The sequence below is a fragment of the Nafulsella turpanensis ZLM-10 genome, from assembly GCF_000346615.1.
In the GTDB taxonomy this organism is placed as follows: domain Bacteria; phylum Bacteroidota; class Bacteroidia; order Cytophagales; family Cyclobacteriaceae; genus Nafulsella; species Nafulsella turpanensis.
In genome coordinates this window covers 1-15,164 of sequence record NZ_ANNU01000058.1, presented here as the reverse complement: position 1 = coordinate 15,164, position 15,164 = coordinate 1, and the positions used below count along the sequence as shown (strand labels likewise).

Annotated in this window: 14 protein-coding genes; 8 read left to right on the top strand and 6 right to left on the bottom strand. The window is 46.8% G+C overall.

Translation table 11 applies throughout. The annotated features are described in order from the left end of the window. Window positions 1-104: 104 nt before the first annotated feature. The gene (locus F752_RS0119580) at window positions 105-1,748 is read right to left on the bottom strand and encodes a S8 family peptidase (RefSeq protein ID WP_017733444.1); all 1,644 of its coding nucleotides are present in this window, start codon (window positions 1,746-1,748) and stop codon (window positions 105-107) included. Window positions 1,749-1,896: 148 nt separating this feature from the next. Here F752_RS0119580 and F752_RS0119575 point away from each other — a divergent pair, with 148 nt between their 5' ends. Continuing rightward, entirely contained in the window at window positions 1,897-3,300 is a 1,404-nt protein-coding gene (locus tag F752_RS0119575) for an alpha/beta hydrolase family protein (protein ID WP_017733443.1), read from the top strand. Window positions 3,301-3,319: 19 nt separating this feature from the next. Here F752_RS0119575 and F752_RS0119570 read toward each other — a convergent pair whose 3' ends face one another. Beyond that, a complete protein-coding gene (locus tag F752_RS0119570; RefSeq protein ID WP_017733442.1) occupies window positions 3,320-3,802 on the bottom strand; it encodes an Lrp/AsnC family transcriptional regulator in 483 nt (160 codons plus the stop codon). A 166-nt stretch (window positions 3,803-3,968) separates the two neighbouring features. Here F752_RS0119570 and F752_RS0119565 point away from each other — a divergent pair, with 166 nt between their 5' ends. After that, on the top strand, window positions 3,969-5,216 hold the full coding sequence (locus tag F752_RS0119565; protein ID WP_017733441.1) for a cystathionine gamma-synthase family protein: 1,248 nt from the start codon (window positions 3,969-3,971) through the stop codon (window positions 5,214-5,216). A 62-nt stretch (window positions 5,217-5,278) separates the two neighbouring features. On the opposite strand, the gene F752_RS0119560 is transcribed toward F752_RS0119565, so the two are convergent. Next, complete coding sequence (locus F752_RS0119560; protein ID WP_017733440.1) at window positions 5,279-6,154, bottom strand: fructosamine kinase family protein; 876 nt, start codon at window positions 6,152-6,154, stop codon at window positions 5,279-5,281. Beyond that, window positions 6,155-6,727, bottom strand: coding sequence for a low molecular weight protein-tyrosine-phosphatase (locus tag F752_RS0119555; RefSeq protein ID WP_017733439.1), 573 nt, complete (start codon window positions 6,725-6,727; stop codon window positions 6,155-6,157). Window positions 6,728-7,131: 404 nt separating this feature from the next. On the opposite strand from F752_RS0119555, the gene F752_RS0119545 reads away from it, so the two are divergent. The 5 genes from F752_RS0119545 to rsgA all read left to right on the top strand — a co-directional run bounded on the left by F752_RS0119545 (window position 7,132) and on the right by rsgA (window position 11,605). Continuing rightward, window positions 7,132-7,905, top strand: a complete 774-nt coding sequence (locus tag F752_RS0119545) for an enoyl-CoA hydratase-related protein (RefSeq protein ID WP_017733437.1) — start codon at window positions 7,132-7,134, stop codon at window positions 7,903-7,905. A gap of 200 nt (window positions 7,906-8,105) precedes the next feature. Further along, a complete protein-coding gene (locus F752_RS0119540) occupies window positions 8,106-8,567 on the top strand; it encodes a Fur family transcriptional regulator (protein WP_017733436.1) in 462 nt (153 codons plus the stop codon). A 29-nt stretch (window positions 8,568-8,596) separates the two neighbouring features. Further along, window positions 8,597-9,226, top strand: coding sequence for a peroxiredoxin (locus F752_RS0119535; protein ID WP_017733435.1), 630 nt, complete (start codon window positions 8,597-8,599; stop codon window positions 9,224-9,226). Between the two features lie 197 nt (window positions 9,227-9,423). Next, window positions 9,424-10,701, top strand: coding sequence for a 3-deoxy-D-manno-octulosonic acid transferase (locus tag F752_RS0119525; RefSeq protein WP_017733433.1), 1,278 nt, complete (start codon window positions 9,424-9,426; stop codon window positions 10,699-10,701). After that, window positions 10,682-11,605: a ribosome small subunit-dependent GTPase A gene (gene rsgA / locus F752_RS0119520; RefSeq protein ID WP_017733432.1), complete on the top strand. Its 924-nt coding sequence runs from the start codon at window positions 10,682-10,684 to the stop codon at window positions 11,603-11,605. Before F752_RS0119525 ends, rsgA begins: the two co-directional genes overlap by 20 nt. 95 nt (window positions 11,606-11,700) lie before the next feature. On the opposite strand, the gene F752_RS24655 is transcribed toward rsgA, so the two are convergent. After that, complete coding sequence (locus tag F752_RS24655; protein ID WP_152425223.1) at window positions 11,701-12,645, bottom strand: glycosyltransferase family 2 protein; 945 nt, start codon at window positions 12,643-12,645, stop codon at window positions 11,701-11,703. Window positions 12,646-12,729: 84 nt separating this feature from the next. Here F752_RS24655 and F752_RS0119510 point away from each other — a divergent pair, with 84 nt between their 5' ends. Next, entirely contained in the window at window positions 12,730-14,010 is a 1,281-nt protein-coding gene (locus F752_RS0119510) for a lipopolysaccharide biosynthesis protein (RefSeq protein ID WP_017733430.1), read from the top strand. Between the two features lie 32 nt (window positions 14,011-14,042). Here F752_RS0119510 and F752_RS0119505 read toward each other — a convergent pair whose 3' ends face one another. Further along, entirely contained in the window at window positions 14,043-15,107 is a 1,065-nt protein-coding gene (locus F752_RS0119505) for a polysialyltransferase family glycosyltransferase (RefSeq protein ID WP_017733429.1), read from the bottom strand. Between the last annotated feature and the right edge of the window lie 57 nt (window positions 15,108-15,164).

The following is a 15,164-nucleotide window of genomic DNA, read 5'->3' as shown; positions in this document are numbered from 1 at the left end:
CAGACTCTTCAAAACATAAAAAAAGTGGCCGGAATTTCTTCCGACCACTCATGCCTATACAGGCCGCCTTTCCTTTAACTGCTCTTTTAATCCCGAAGGCAGCCTTACCTGCTTTTCTTTTCTGCCCGTTCGAGCGCCTCATATACATTTACGACCTTTCCACTATCTGAAAGTTTTTTGAATCGCACCACAGATCCCGCGCTATCCGGCTCTGCACCTGGCAGGTTCACTTTATCGCGACGGTAATTGGTAGCCGACTTCATAATAATTTTCTTCACCTCTTCGGCCGATAATTCCGGATAGTAGGCCATAATTAGGGCCGCTACACCAGAAGTAACAGGTGCCGCCATACTGGTACCACTCATGCTTTCATACTCATTATCAGGCAAGGTGGAGTAGATATCTACACCTGGCGCAAACACATCGACTGTTTCACGGCCATAGTTTGAGAAATCAGCCACAAACTTTGTTCCGGTTCCCCATGAGGAAGCGCCCACTTCCAGCCAGTTATCGGCCTTGTCTTTCGAATTAAGGAAGCGCTTGGTGGGGAAGTTTCTCTCTTCATCGATATTTTTTCCGTCATTACCAGCGGCATGCACCAGTAAAACCCCTTTTTCTTCCGCATATTTCACGGCCGCATCTACCACTTCTTTGTGTGGAGAATAAGCCTTACCAAAGCTCATATTAATAATATCGGCACCATTATCTACCGCATAATAAATAGCATTGGCAACATCTTTATCCCGTTCATCGCCATTGGGGACTGCACGAATGGCCATAATTTTTACCGGAGCAGCGATGCCATCTATTCCAATTCCATTATTTCTTTCTGCCGCAATTATACCGGCCACGTGGGTACCATGAGAAGCATCCGGTCCTTCCACATCATTATTGCCGTAGTAACGCTCATTTAAATTACTGTAGTCATCTCCTACAATATGGCGGGGGTCAAAATCAGGATTAAAGCTGTATTCCAGCATATTGGTAAAGTACTCATTCCCCTCCTCAATCCGCTCTTCGGTAAGGCCGTTCATAGAAGCAAACTGTAATACCGCTTTCGCCTCCTTTAGTGCATCTTTCTGTGGTTCAAAGTCTTTGAGCTCTTCTTCTGTAAAGTCTTCGCCTAAGGCACCTTCCATCTGCTTTTGAGCCTGCTTATAGCGGGCATAAAAACCTAAAAAGCCAGCCGACTGCTCCCGTAACTGATTAACCCTATCTTCAAATTCCTGCTTTACCTCCTGGTAAAGAGCATATTCTTCTTTATTGCTTACCTCTGCTGCACTTTTACCTTTATACTTCTCTGAAAGAGAGCGGTAAAGACGGGTAAGCTCATAGGTATCATTTACCACATTTTGTCCATCGGCACCTCCAATAAAGTTCCAGCCATGGACATCATCTACATAGCCATTCTTATCATCGTCTACACCATTTCCGGCAACTTCGTCTTCGTTAACCCACACTTTATCATCCAGGTCCTCGTGCTCTACATCCACGCCTGAGTCAATAACCGCAACGATCACCTCCTCCTTAGGCTCTTTTCCTTTCAGCAACTCCTTATAGGCAAGTTCCGTACTAATGCCTGCGACTCCTGTTTTTGCCGGATCGAGGTGAAACCAGTTTTCAGGAGCAGTGGTAAGGGTATCGCTCATTTTTACCTGCTGCGATTGCTGCAGGCCTGCCTGTGCGCCAGAACTCATCAGGAGAAGGGCTGCCACTCCCGGAAGTACAAAATGTTTCAAATTCATCATAAATTAGTTCGTATATCAGATTTCTATGTTCTAACACTAAAGCTGAAAAAAAGAATTTATTTTTCAGTGGTAAAAATAAATTTCTTTAAAAAATTCTTATTTTTTCTCTCACCTTTGCCAGGTAACTCATTTTTTAACCGGAAAATCGATGAAAAAATTCAACTACTCCTTATTCTTTAGCCTGCTATTACTTGTTCTTTGGAATTCCGGCTCCCTCATGGCCCAGTCTGTAACAGGCTCCTGGCAGGGCAACCTAAGCTTTAGAGGCAGTAGTATTCCGCTCCTCTTCCACCTTAATGAAGAGGAAGGCAAGTTACAGGCGACTGTCGATAGCCCCGCCCAGGGCGCAAAAGGATTACCGGTAGATAGTGTACTGCTTAAAGGAGATAGCCTGATACTCAGGATGACCCGCATGGGGGTTACCTATAGCGGAAAGCTCAGCAAAGATGCCGATAGTTTAAGCGGGCACTGGAAACAGGGTGGTTTTTCCATACCACTCATAATGGAGAAAAAAGAAGTAGTAAGCCTTCAGCGACCACAGGAGCCCTCCACACCCCTTCCTTACCTAAGCCAGGAGGTGAATTTCGAAAATAAAGCAGCGGGCATAAAGCTTGCCGGCACTTTTACCCGCCCTTCTGCAGAAGGACAGTACCCGGCCGTTGTGCTGGTTTCCGGCTCCGGCCCACAGGACCGGAACGAACAGATTATGGGGCACCAGCCTTTTCTGGTGCTGGCCGACTACCTGACCAGGCAGGGCTTTGCTGTTTTACGCTACGACGACAGAGGTTTTGGGCAGTCAGAAGGTGCGTTTATTAAGGCCAATACCGAAGATTTTGCCAGCGATGCCGCCGCCGCCGTAGATTACCTGCAGTACCGGCCGGATGTTAAAGCTAAGCACATTGGCCTGATTGGACATAGCGAGGGAGGTATTATTGCGCCTATGGTAGCGGCAAAGGGAAAACCTGTCTCTTTTATAGTGATGCTTGCCGGACCGGCTCTCCCAGGCCATGAACTAATTCTTGAGCAGGGAGAGACCCTTCTCCGCCAACAGGGTGCTACCCCTACAGAAATTGAGAGCTACCGGAAAGCACAGGGAGAACTACTCCAGGTAATTCGGAACGAAAAGGATTCTATTACTGCCGCCCAACAGCTGGAGCAATTGCTGCTTGCTACTTATGAGCAGGATCGCCAAGCTTCTACCCCTTCCTCCGCACAGGTAAAGGCACAGGTAGCCCAATTGCTTTCTCCCTGGTACAGGTATTTTATTACCTATGATCCTGCTCCACTCCTCCGCCAGTTAGAAATCCCTACCCTGGCCCTATTTGGAGGAAAAGATGTTCAGGTACCTGCTAAAGCTAACATAGAAGCTCTAAGAGCAATCGAAAATGAAAATATCGAGCTTAAGAGCTTTCCACAGCTCAACCACCTTTTCCAGCCCGCCACCACCGGCCTGCCGAATGAATACGGGCAAATAGCAACTACCATAGACCCTTTGGCACTGGAATACATCAGCAGCTGGATAGAAGCTCAGGTCCCGGATACAGAGGAATAAGGTTTCCCCCCCGGCAATATCAGGGCTTCTCGCCTTCCTTTAGCTGCAGCGGAATGGCGGTAGAGTGCTTAATCTCTGTCATAACAAAGTAGCTCTGCACATGGCCGATGTTCTCGATAGCGGCCAGTTTGTTTACCAGGAAATGCTGGTAAGCATCCATATTGCTCACCACCACCTTTATGATGTAATCAAAGGAGCCCGCTACGTAATAGCATTCCATTACTTCCTGCAGTGGGTTAATCTGCTCTACAAAGCGGTTCAGGTGCTCCCGTGAGTGTTCTTTCAGCCCTACGGAAGCCAAAACCGTCAGCTGTTTTCCTACTTTGCTGCTATCTACCAAAGCCACATACTGGCGGATGTAGCCCTGCCGCTCCAGTCGCTTAATTCGCTCATAGGTGGGGGTAACGGAAAGCCCCAGCACCGCGGCAATTTCTTTTGTAGTAGTACGGGCATTTTCCTGGAGGATGTTCAGAATCTTCCTGTCGTAACGGTCTAATTTCATACCAGTTTTTTTTTCTGCTCAGCCAGCCTTAGGCGAAGAATAAAAGTAATAATTTCCTGCTAATAAATAAATAATAGATTTATTTTCTTCATTTAAATAGTTATTTAGTCTCCTACTCTGCTTATCCTTAACTTTATACCCACATTCACCTATTGAATAAGATCTGATGGAGGAAAAAAGAGAACTGAAGCCGGAAAGTTTAATGATGTCGTACGGGTATAAACCCGAGCTCTCAGAAGGGGCTCTTAAATGCCCGATTTTCCAGACCTCCACCTTTGTGTTTAAGAAGGCAGAAGATGGAAAAGCGTTTTTTGAACTGGCTTATGGCCAGCGGGAAAAATATCCGAATGAGGAGTTGGGCCTGATTTACAGCCGCCTCAACAACCCGGACCTGGAAATACTGGAAAACCGCCTTACACTCTGGGACCGCGCCGAAGCCTGCGCGGTTTTTGAAAGTGGCATGTCGGCCATTTCCACTACCCTGCTGGAGTTTGTAAAACCCGGTCACCTCCTGCTGTTCAGTTCTCCGGTTTATGGAGGCTCCGACCATTTCATTAAACATGTTCTTACCCGCTTTGGTGTACATATTATGGGTTTTATGGCAGGAGAAAGCAAAGAGGAGCTCATCCGGAAGGTAGAAGCGACAGGGAAGCCCCTGGCCATGGTTTATGTAGAAACACCAGCAAACCCCACCAATGGCCTTTTCGATATAGAAATGTGCAGGGAAGTGGCTGACCACTTTAGCAATGAGGAACATAAAGCTTATGTGGCAGTCGACAATACCTATATGGGACCGCTCTGGCAGCATCCTTTACAGCATGGCGCTGATCTGGTACTTTATTCAGCCACTAAATATATTGGCGGCCACAGCGATGTGGTGGCCGGGGCCTGTCTTGGTAGCGCAGCACTCATTCAGCGGGTAAAAACACTGCGCACCTTTCTCGGCTGTATGGCCGGCCCCTGGACCGCCTGGCTCCTGATGCGCAGTCTCGAAACCTTAAAACCTCGCATGGAATTGCAGGCAAGAAATGCTGAAAAGGTGGCGCAATTCCTGGCCGGGCACCCGAAAGTAGAAAAGGTGTATTATCTGGGCTTTTTACAGGAAAATGATCCACAATACCCCATATACCAAAAGCAGCTGAAGTCGGCCGGAGCAATGCTTTCTTTCGATGTAAAGGGAGGTGAAAAAGACGCATTTAATTTCCTGAACCACCTGAAACTGGTTAAGCTGGCTGTAAGTCTCGGCAGTACAGAATCCCTGGCCCAGCACCCGGCCACCATGACCCATGCCGATGTGAGCAAGGAAGACAAAGCACAACTCGGAATCAGCGCAAAAATGATACGCCTTTCTGTAGGTGTGGAAGATGCCGAAGATCTTATCTGGGACCTCGGGCAGGCGCTACAGCATGTTTAGTTGTATTTTTTAATAGTGAACATTTTTTTGCGGAGCCCTGGTGTAAAGGCTCCGCTTTTTATTTACAGATAGCGATTCAGTGTTCTCTCCACGCCACTCAAATAAGAAGTTCCGAAAAGATTAACATGCACCATTAAAGGATACAGATTATAAATATCCTTCCGCTCCTCATAACCCGGCTCCAGTGGTTTTGCTTCTTGGTAGGCATTGTAGAACCGTTCATCAAACCCACCGAACAACTCGGTAAAGGCCAGTTCTGCTTCCCGGTGCCCATAGAATACAGCCGGGTCAATTAGGCTCGGCTGCCCCTGCTCATCCACCATTACATTCCCGCTCCATAAATCGCCATGCAGGAGGGCCGGAGGCTCCTCTGTAAGCAATTCAGACAGCCTGGGGTAGAGCGATTTAAACCTTCTGGCAAAGGCCTCGTCTACCCGTTTATTATAAAGCGCCAGCCCTAACTGCACCTGCAGACGGCTGTCGCGGAAAAAGTCAATCCAGCTGTTACTTTGCTCGTTATTTTGTGGTAGCCGACCAATAAAATTGGCGTGGTCCAATCCGTATTGCCCGGAGGTGGCGGTGTGCATCCGCGCCAGGGAGCGACCTAATTCTTCCCAGTAATTACCGGCAGGGTGGCGGCTGTCGATATACTCCAGCAGCAGATAGCTTTTTCCCGATACTTTCCCCATGCCCAGCACTTCCGGAATGCGAAAACTTCCGTTGGAACGCAGGAGCTGAAGTCCGCGGGCCTCTGCTGCAAACATCTCCTCCTCCACCGCTTCATTCCATTTCAGAAAAAAGCTTCCGCCAGCTGTTTTCAGCTGTACAGCATTATTGATACAGCCGCCGGTTTTCAGCTGCACTTCTTCTACCCCAAGTTGAGAACCTGTACTTTCAAAAAGCACCTGTTCAAAGAAAGAATTATTGTCGCCCAACATTTACGCCAGCTTCCGCTCCCGCACTACATAATCGATAAAGTTTTCGATGGTGCGATCGAGAATATCGAACACTACCTGGAACCCTTCTTCTTCTCCGTAGTAAGGATCCGGAACATCTCTCAAATCGGGTGTCAGCGGGTCGCGTGGGGTATCGGAAAGGCTGTCGGCATTGGTATAAGGTTGCTCTTCATTGGCAGTATTGCCTGCTCTTGCTCCGGGTTCAAAATCGCGCATCAGAAATATTTTTCCTTCAATTTGCGCATCAGCATCGGCCAGTGCATTGAGGGTATCAATATTTTCGGCATCCATTGCAAGGATATAGTCGTAATGACGAAGATCTGGAGTTGACACCTGCCGGGCACTGTGAATGATTTTGACAGCATTCTTTTCAGCCACTCTTTGTGCCCGCTCATCGGCAGGTTTGCCTACGTGGTAGTCGGAGGTTCCGCCGGAGCTGACTTCAAACAGGGCCGTTAAGCCTTTTTCTTCTATTTTCTTTTTAAAAATGGCTTCAGCCAAAGGGCTTCGGCATATATTTCCAAGACACACAAAAAGTACTTTTATTTTCTCCATAAGGTTGTTCTATCGTTTTTCCTGATTAAACACATTTTTTATACCCTTATAACTCATCCGGAGCATTTGAGTTTATTATGCACTGATTTGATAATACCTCAGGTGTAATCCTTTCGGTACAGCATTATTTAAGAAATTTCTCACGCCCCGGAAACAGAAACTTCTGGCGGGAAAAAGCGCTGCAAAATCTTATCTCTAAAAAATATTTATTTTTTTTCAGACAGTGGGTTACCTTTTGTCGGCTGGCGGTATACATCAGTACATAACACATATTTATTCATACACCTGTTTAACATCTAACAAGCATAAGCCTCTTCTAAATTAGAAGAGGTTTTCTTTTTTATACCCCTATTTTTTAAGATTTTTGGTGAGCGACAGAACCAATTTTTTAACAAACCTATACAATGGAATTTATTAAAGTCACCGAACAGCACCGTCCCCACATCGCCCTGATAGAGTTAAACCGGCCAAAAGAGTTGAATGCTCTTAACCTCCAGCTCATGACAGAGGTAAAAGAAGCCCTGGAAGCGCTGGATAAAAATGATGATGTACGGGTGATTGTCCTCACCGGTAATGAACGCGCTTTTGCTGCAGGAGCCGACATTAAGCAGATGGCGGGTAAAAGCGCCATCGACATGGCCAAAATCGATCAGTTTGCCACCTGGGATAAAATTAAGAAAACGAAAAAGCCCCTCATCGCTGCTGTTTCCGGCTTTGCACTCGGTGGGGGCTGTGAGCTGGCCATGACCTGCGACATGATAGTGGCCTCGGAAACTGCCCAGTTTGGTCAGCCCGAAATAAAAATTGGCGTTATGCCAGGCGCCGGCGGTACTCAGCGCCTTACCCGCGCCATTGGTAAAGCAAGAGCCATGGAAATGGTGTTAACCGGCAAGTTTATTTCTGCCGAAGAGGCCCTGCATTACGGTCTCATCAACAAAGTGGTTCCTGTAGAAATGTACCTGGAGGCTGCCCTTGCTCTTGCCAAAGACATTGCCCAGATGTCGCCCATCGCTACCCAAATGGCAAAGGAATCGGTAAACCGCGCCTTCGAAACGCATCTCGACGAAGGTCTGCATTTCGAACGCAAGAACTTCTATATGCTTTTCGCTTCCGAAGACCAGAAGGAAGGAATGAATGCCTTTGTAGAAAAAAGAAAACCTGAATTTAAGGGGCGGTAGTGTCTCTTACTTACAATTCAGAGAGCAGGAGCCTTAAAAAGCTTCCACTCTCTGAATTGCTAATAGCAGCACTTCCTTTTCAAAGGATAAACTTCAGGCTTTTCCCATACACCAGTTTATTTCTATTCCTCTTTGCATCTCTTCCTTTTTACCCTTACCTTTGCAGCACAAATTATTAAATAGGAATTATTCTTGTTTAGGTGAGGGCATCCGGAGCACATATCGACCTTTCGGCACTGAAAGAAGCCTTGAGCTGCGCTGGCTTAAAAGCCACCCAGCAGCGGCTGGTGATTTACCAGTGCCTGATGGCGACCGATAAGCACCCGACCGCAGAGGAAATTTTCGAGCAGGTCCGGCCTTCCAATCCGAGCATTTCGCTGGGAACGGTGTACAAAACCCTGGAAACACTGGTCGACAGCCAGCTGGCCCGCAAAGTGCCGGTTTCTGAAAACAAAATGCGCTACGATGCCCGCATGGATTCACACCACCATATTTACTGCACCAATACAGGTGAAATCATCGATTTTCAGGATAAAGAGCTGGAAATGATTATCCGCCAGTACCTGGAGAGCAGGCAAATTAAAAATCTGGAGGTTCAGAACTTTAACCTGCAAATCCGGGCGAACAAGCTTAACCCGGAGCAGGATATCCTCATAGACTAACTATTTTTAAATTTTAAACCCATACAAACATGTCATTAGTAGGAAAAAAAGCTCCTTTAATCAACGCTCCTGCCGTAATCAACGGCGAAGAGATTGTTGAAAATTTTTCACTCGACCAGTACTTAGGCAAGCAGGATGTTATCCTGTTTTTCTACCCAAAGGATTTTACTTTTGTGTGCCCTACTGAAATTCATGCTTTCCAGGAGAAACTGGCTGAGTTTGAGAAAAGAGGCGTAGCGGTAGTAGGCTGCTCCTGCGATACGGAAGAGTCTCACCTTGCATGGCTTAACATCGCCAAAGATCAGGGCGGCATCCAGGGAGTAACTTACCCCATCATTGCCGACCCATCTAAAACAGTTGCTCATAACTATGGCGTATTAGCTGGTGACTGGAACTACGACGAAGACGGAAGCCTGATTTTCGAAGGCGCCCCTGTAGCTTACCGGGGCACTTTCCTGATTGATAAAGAAGGTGTGGTACGTCAGGAAACCATCAACGACCTGCCACTGGGCCGTAACGTAAATGAAACACTTCGTTTGGTAGACGCGCTACGTCACGTAGAGAAATTCGGCGAAGTGTGCCCTGCTAACTGGGAAGAAGGAAAAGAAGCCATGTCGGCCACCCGCGATGGCGTAGCTGATTACCTTTCAAAGCACTAAGATCGGAGACATGAGATGTGGGACTGGAGAAAGAAGAAAAAAAGGCAAAGAAGCCATTTATTAAAAACTACAGCGCTTCTTTCCAGTTCTTTTTTCACAGCACATGTAAACGTCTTTAACCATAAGTTTAATCCTCCGGGCTACAATAGCCTGGAGGATTTTTTATTTGTATCCCCTAAAATCCGTATTTTCGCCCAATGAAGCTCGAAGCCTTCCTGTATAATACTCTTAACCGTACTGTTGCCAGCGCCATCGGGCTTGCCGCTCCCTTTCACACCAAGGCCCGGAAGCTCTACGAGGGCCATAAAAGCTTAATCAATTCTATCGAGAAGCATTTTCAATCTGAAAAGGCGCCTGTGGCCTGGTTCCATTGCGCCTCCCTGGGCGAGTTTGAGCAGGGGCGGCCTGTTATGGAAGCTTTCAAAAAAGAGTATCCGGATTATAAAATCCTGCTCACTTTCTTTAGCCCATCAGGCTATGAGGTGCGAAAAGATTATGCAGGGGCAGATTTCATCTGTTACCTCCCGTTCGATACCCCCGGGCAGGCAAAACGTTTTATACAGGCAGCAAAGCCCAGGATAGCTTTCTTTGTAAAATATGAGTACTGGTACAATTACCTCCGGCTGCTGCATGAGCAGAATGTTCCTACTTTCCTGGTATCCGGTATTTTCAATCCCAGCTTTATTTTCTTTAAACCCTATGGTGGCTTTTACCGGAAAATGCTCCTTTACTTTACCCACCTCTTTGTACAGAATAAAGAATCGGCCCGCCTGCTGGACAGCATTGGCATCCGTAACTATTCCCTGGGTGGCGATACACGATTCGATCGAGTAGCGGCTATCTGTCAACAACCAAAAAAAATACCCCTGGCGGAAGCTTTTAAAGCCGACCAGCCCCTGCTGGTCGCCGGCAGTAGCTGGGAGCCTGACCTCCGGGTATTAGCCCCTCTCCTCCTCCACTATAAAGGAAAGCTTAAAGCCATTATTGCCCCACATGAGGCAGATGAGGCACATGTTGAAGAGGCAGAAGAAATATTAAGCGGGCTCCACATCTGCCGTTTTTCTAAAGCAACCGAAGAAACAGCCGCCAAAGCAGATGTATTGCTCATCGATAATGTGGGCATGCTATCTTCGCTGTACGCCCTTGGCGATTATGCTTTTGTTGGCGGCGGTTTTGGAAAAGGATTGCATAACATCCTGGAAGCTGCCACTTTTGGCATGCCTGTTTTTTTCGGCAACAAGGCCTATCATATCTTTCAGGAAGCTTTTGACCTGATAGACAGAGGAGGTGCTTTTGCCATTGGAAGTGCCGGCGAACTTCAGCACCGCTTTAGCGTTTTGTATGAAGATGAGGAAAAAAGGAAAGAGGCAGCTCACAGCTGTGCAGATTATGTACAGGAAAACACCGGGGCTACCCGGCAGATAATGGAGTATATTCAATTTATGAAAAAAGAAAATGCGCGGCAGAATCTTTAAATCGACCGGAAGCTGGTATGAAGTGGAAGATGAGCAGCAGCAACGCTGGTCGTGCCGTCTGAGGGGTAAATTTAAAATAAAAGGCCTTAAGGTAACCAACCCGCTGGCGGTAGGCGACTGGGTGGTATTTGAGCCCGAGGATGAAGAAGGTCATGTGGGGACCATCATCGATATTGAGCCTCGCGAAAACTACATCATCCGGAAGTCTATTAAAAACAAGCACCAGGGGCATATACTGGCCGCCAATATTGACCAGGCCGTATTAATTGCCACTCTGGCCATGCCCCGCACCTCCACCGGCTTTATCGATCGTTTTCTGGTAACTGCAGAATCCTTTCGCATACCCGCTGTACTGGTGTTCAATAAAAAAGATTTGCTGAAGGAGGAAGAGCTACAACAGCTGGAAGACTTACGCCAGATTTACGAGCCTTTAGGTTACCCCTGTCATATTCTCTCTGCCAAAGAGGAAGAAGGTATCGGGCAGTTTCTGGAGGTACTGGAAGGGAAGCTTAGCCTGTTATCCGGCCATAGCGGTGTGGGCAAATCCACCCTCCTGAATGCGATAGCCCCTGAGGTAGGGCAAAAAACAGGCGAGGTAAGTGCCTATGCCAATAAAGGCACCCACACCACTACCTTTGCCGAAATGTTTACCATTAACAAAGACACCTGGGTTATTGACACCCCCGGCATAAAAGAACTTGGTCTCATCGACATGGAAGAAGATCCCCTGGACCATTACTTTCCTGAAATGCGCTCGCGCATGAACGAATGCCGCTTCAATAACTGCACCCACATTCACGAGCCGGGCTGCGCGGTGGTGGAAGCCCTGGACAATGGCAATATTGCACCAAGCCGCTACGATAATTATGTAAGCATGCTGGTGGAAGAAGACTCGCACAGGTAATCTGCTGACAGGAACTAATAGGTGAAAATCGTACTGTAGAGAGAAAACAAGCTTCAGAAGCTCCTTCAACTATAAAACAAGAAAGGACTGTGGCTTTAGCCTATTTGCCGAGGCTCTTTCTTTTGAAACAAAAGCGCCCCTTTCAGCAGGTAAGAAACCATCGGGTCCAGCAACCACACCGGCCACACTTCACGTTTAAGTCTGAGCATTTTAAGGGCAATCAGGAGATTGCCTGAGCGAACCGCCTGCCGGATTTCATAGGAAAGCCGTTTCCCAAGAGCCTCATCTTCCCTGGGGCTACGGTTTAACCTTCTTGCTTTCAGGCACACCCGAAGTGTACTCTCCAGGTGTCTGCTTCCTTTTTTGTACTGCCGGCTGGACCATGAACCGGGTAATATCCGCTTTTTCACCAGTACTTTATCTGTAAAACAATACTGCCACTGCCGGGCGGATCGAACCCAAAAGTCAAAATCTTCATATACCAGTCCTTCGTCATAGCCCCTGAGTTCTTCCAGTACAGAACGACGCATCATCATACTGGGCGTACAAATAAAATAACGCTCCAGCAAATCGGCATAGACCCAGCCCTGGGGTATTTCCTCGGCCAGGGTCCCGCAAGCCTTTCTTTTATAGTGAGTTTTTAAGCGCTTTCCATGAGGGTTGATGTATTCCACATCTGAGAAATGAACGGCAAACTCCCGGCCGGCCTGTTCTAAGGCTCTAACCCCTTCCTCCACTCTTTCCGGAAGCAATACATCGTCTGCCGCCAGGTCAATTACATACTTACCACGGCACAGCGCCAGCCCCATATTAAAAGCCCGGCAATTCCCTACGTTCTCCGGTAAGGCCAAAAAAGGTACTTCGGGATAATCTTTCAGGAGCTTGTATATTTTTTCCGCAGAATCATCCGGACTCCCGTCATCTACCACAATTAACTCGATATTGGGATAGGTTTGTGCCCACACCGATTCAAATGCTTCCTGCACAAAGGAAGCTTGCCGGTAACAAAGACAAACAATACTTACAAGTGGCTGAGTCACAGTCTGTAAAGAATTGGAACGTTATAGCTGCAAATATCCTTAAATAATTTACCTTTAAGGTTAAAAATTAGGTTCGGATTAAAAATGCCTACAGGAGCAATTATTAGAAGCGCAAATGTACTTCGCCGAAGTGAAACACTCAGGCATATTGGCATACTTTTTTCCGGAAAGGCAGCCATGCAGCTGGTTGCGCTGCTGAGTCAGCCCGTTCTGGCAAGATTGTACAGCCCGGCACAGTTCGGGGAGTTTGCTTTTTTAAATAGTCTGTTGGCGATTCTGATGGTAGCCGCCTCCGGCAGGTACGAATCTGGCATTATTCTTACAAGCCGAAAACAACACGCCCAACATTTATTCCAGCTGTCTCAGCTGTTTCTATTAGCTTATCTGGTACTCATCAGTCTCTTACTCTTGTTCGTTCCTGGCAGCATACTCAGCAACCTGGGCCATCAGCCGCTTTCTCCTCTATACTTGTGGCTAATTCCCCTCCTGGTGATTTGTGCGGGTTATTGGGAAATAGTTTACAACTGGCTGGTTCGTTTCCAAAAGTATAGCAGCATAAGTACAGCATTGCTCATTCAGCGACTTCTAATGATAGGAGGTGCAGTGGCGGCAGTAATTTTGCCTGTACCTGGCAATGGACTCATCTTTGGATTGATTCTCAGTAGTATCGGCATTTTTGTCGTTGCACTTCTGCTAAAGCAGGAGCCACTCCAATTTCCTTTAAGAGGTATAAAGGCATATAGCTATAGCTTTCGGGAGTTTCCTTTTTTCTCGGTTCCTTCGCTTTACCTCCTCTTAATCATTCAACACCTGCCGGTTCTCTGGTTTAGCCATTTTTTTTCTACTGAAATAACCGGGGCCTTTAGTATGGCTTACCTGCTTGTTATGCTAGGCTGCAGCAGCCTCATGATGAGTGCCGGGCAGGTATACCACCAGCAGTTTGCCCAAAGTAAGGCACCGGAACAATTAATTTTACTTCGCAAATACCTGTTGGCTTTTCTGTTTCTTTTAGCGCCATTTACCGTTTTACTCTACATTTGGGGCACCCCTGTCCTCACCTGGCTGCTGGGCAGCGAATGGCAGCAGGCTGGCAAAATAGCTTCTATGTTAGCTCCATTAGGTTTATTCCAGGGCATTAGCAGTATTTTAACTATTCCGCTGAGTGTATATCGCAAACAATCTGTCCTCTTATTTCTGCAAGTACTAAAATTCGTTATTTTACTCATGGCCCTGGGCGCCGGCTATTACTGGCAGGATGTTTTTCTTGCATTTGACCTCATGAGTTTGGGCTTCCTGCTTCACCTCCTTATAGTGGTGGCTGTAGTATATCCTATCTTAAACAGCAGGCTTAAACAGCAGGCTTAAACCATACTTATCGCTTCACTGGAAAGCTGAAATTATTCCTGTATGCCCTCATCTGCTAAAAGCTGTATATTTTGCAGAAACACAGGAGGAAGACTAAAGTATCGCTGGCGGAGATATGGCTCCTGTTCCCATAAAAAGCTTGCCCAGCTATGCACCTTTTGTCCTGATTTGGCGGCATAGAGCCCCAGGGAACTCCAGTTTACATAAAAAGTTACATTGAAGCATTTGTGCGCCACAACTTCCAGAAAAACCTCCTGCTCTAATTCTTCAAGAACTATTGATTTGCCGAACAGATCTGCCGCTTCCTGAAAAAGCCTGTACTCTGCATGGTCTTTCTGGGCAGGATGAAATTTGATGTACACCTTTTGTAAATTCAATTGCTGCAAAACATTTAGCACTTTTTTAAAAGCGTATAAATGCGTTTCCATTTTAACCATCCCATACACAGAAATTGCATCCAGCACCAGAATATGACTGTTGTGGTACTGCTGTAAATCATGCATTCCTGCATACTTCTCCACCACGTCCCGGAAGGAACTCTCAGCCTGATTCAGGATAAACCTGTTCTTGAATGCGGGAAAGGCTTCCGGGTGGAGTCCGTAAACAGCCTGGTAATTACTGTTAAAAAATAAACGGTCTTTAATTCTGTGTCTGTTAATCAGGCGGTCCAGCAGTTGTACCCTTCCGGTATAAGGCGGCTTATTAATTTCTTCGGGACGCCTGTAACTGGCCAGGCCTTCTTCTAAATAAGAATATCCTACGCAGCGGGCATGGCTTATCAGCAGCTTCATAAACCTAAAGCTGGAGTGAGGCAGGTAAATATAGAAATTTGTATTGCCTGTAAGGCTGTTGATGAAGTGGTCAAACTGGCGAATTCTCTTCCAGCTATCCAGAAAGTTGATTTGGAATGGAAACGGTTCGGGTCTCAGGCTGAAAGGAAAGATATAGGATGCGAAGCTGTTATCAGGCACTTTAAACCCCCGGTAGGTGAGAAATAAAACCTGTCTGGCATGCAGTTTTTTCTGCTTAATAACAGCTGCGGCTACCAAATAGCTTATAGGCCGGTGGACAAAAAACATATGCTTAGTTTCATTCATATAATACCAGCATTATCATCTTTCCGCCAAATGTAACTTCTTTTTCCAGAAGGCTTT

Coding starts and splice junctions, on each gene's coding strand:
- F752_RS0119580 (WP_017733444.1), bottom strand. CDS start 1,748: ATGATGAATTTGAAACATTTTGTACTTCCGGGAGTGGCAGCCCTTCTC.
- F752_RS0119575 (WP_017733443.1), top strand. CDS start 1,897: ATGAAAAAATTCAACTACTCCTTATTCTTTAGCCTGCTATTACTTGTT.
- F752_RS0119570 (WP_017733442.1), bottom strand. CDS start 3,802: ATGAAATTAGACCGTTACGACAGGAAGATTCTGAACATCCTCCAGGAA.
- F752_RS0119565 (WP_017733441.1), top strand. CDS start 3,969: ATGGAGGAAAAAAGAGAACTGAAGCCGGAAAGTTTAATGATGTCGTAC.
- F752_RS0119560 (WP_017733440.1), bottom strand. CDS start 6,154: ATGTTGGGCGACAATAATTCTTTCTTTGAACAGGTGCTTTTTGAAAGT.
- F752_RS0119555 (WP_017733439.1), bottom strand. CDS start 6,727: ATGGAGAAAATAAAAGTACTTTTTGTGTGTCTTGGAAATATATGCCGA.
- F752_RS0119545 (WP_017733437.1), top strand. CDS start 7,132: ATGGAATTTATTAAAGTCACCGAACAGCACCGTCCCCACATCGCCCTG.
- F752_RS0119535 (WP_017733435.1), top strand. CDS start 8,597: ATGTCATTAGTAGGAAAAAAAGCTCCTTTAATCAACGCTCCTGCCGTA.
- F752_RS0119525 (WP_017733433.1), top strand. CDS start 9,424: ATGAAGCTCGAAGCCTTCCTGTATAATACTCTTAACCGTACTGTTGCC.
- rsgA (WP_017733432.1), top strand. CDS start 10,682: ATGCGCGGCAGAATCTTTAAATCGACCGGAAGCTGGTATGAAGTGGAA.
- F752_RS0119510 (WP_017733430.1), top strand. CDS start 12,730: ATGCCTACAGGAGCAATTATTAGAAGCGCAAATGTACTTCGCCGAAGT.
- F752_RS0119505 (WP_017733429.1), bottom strand. CDS start 15,107: ATGAATGAAACTAAGCATATGTTTTTTGTCCACCGGCCTATAAGCTAT.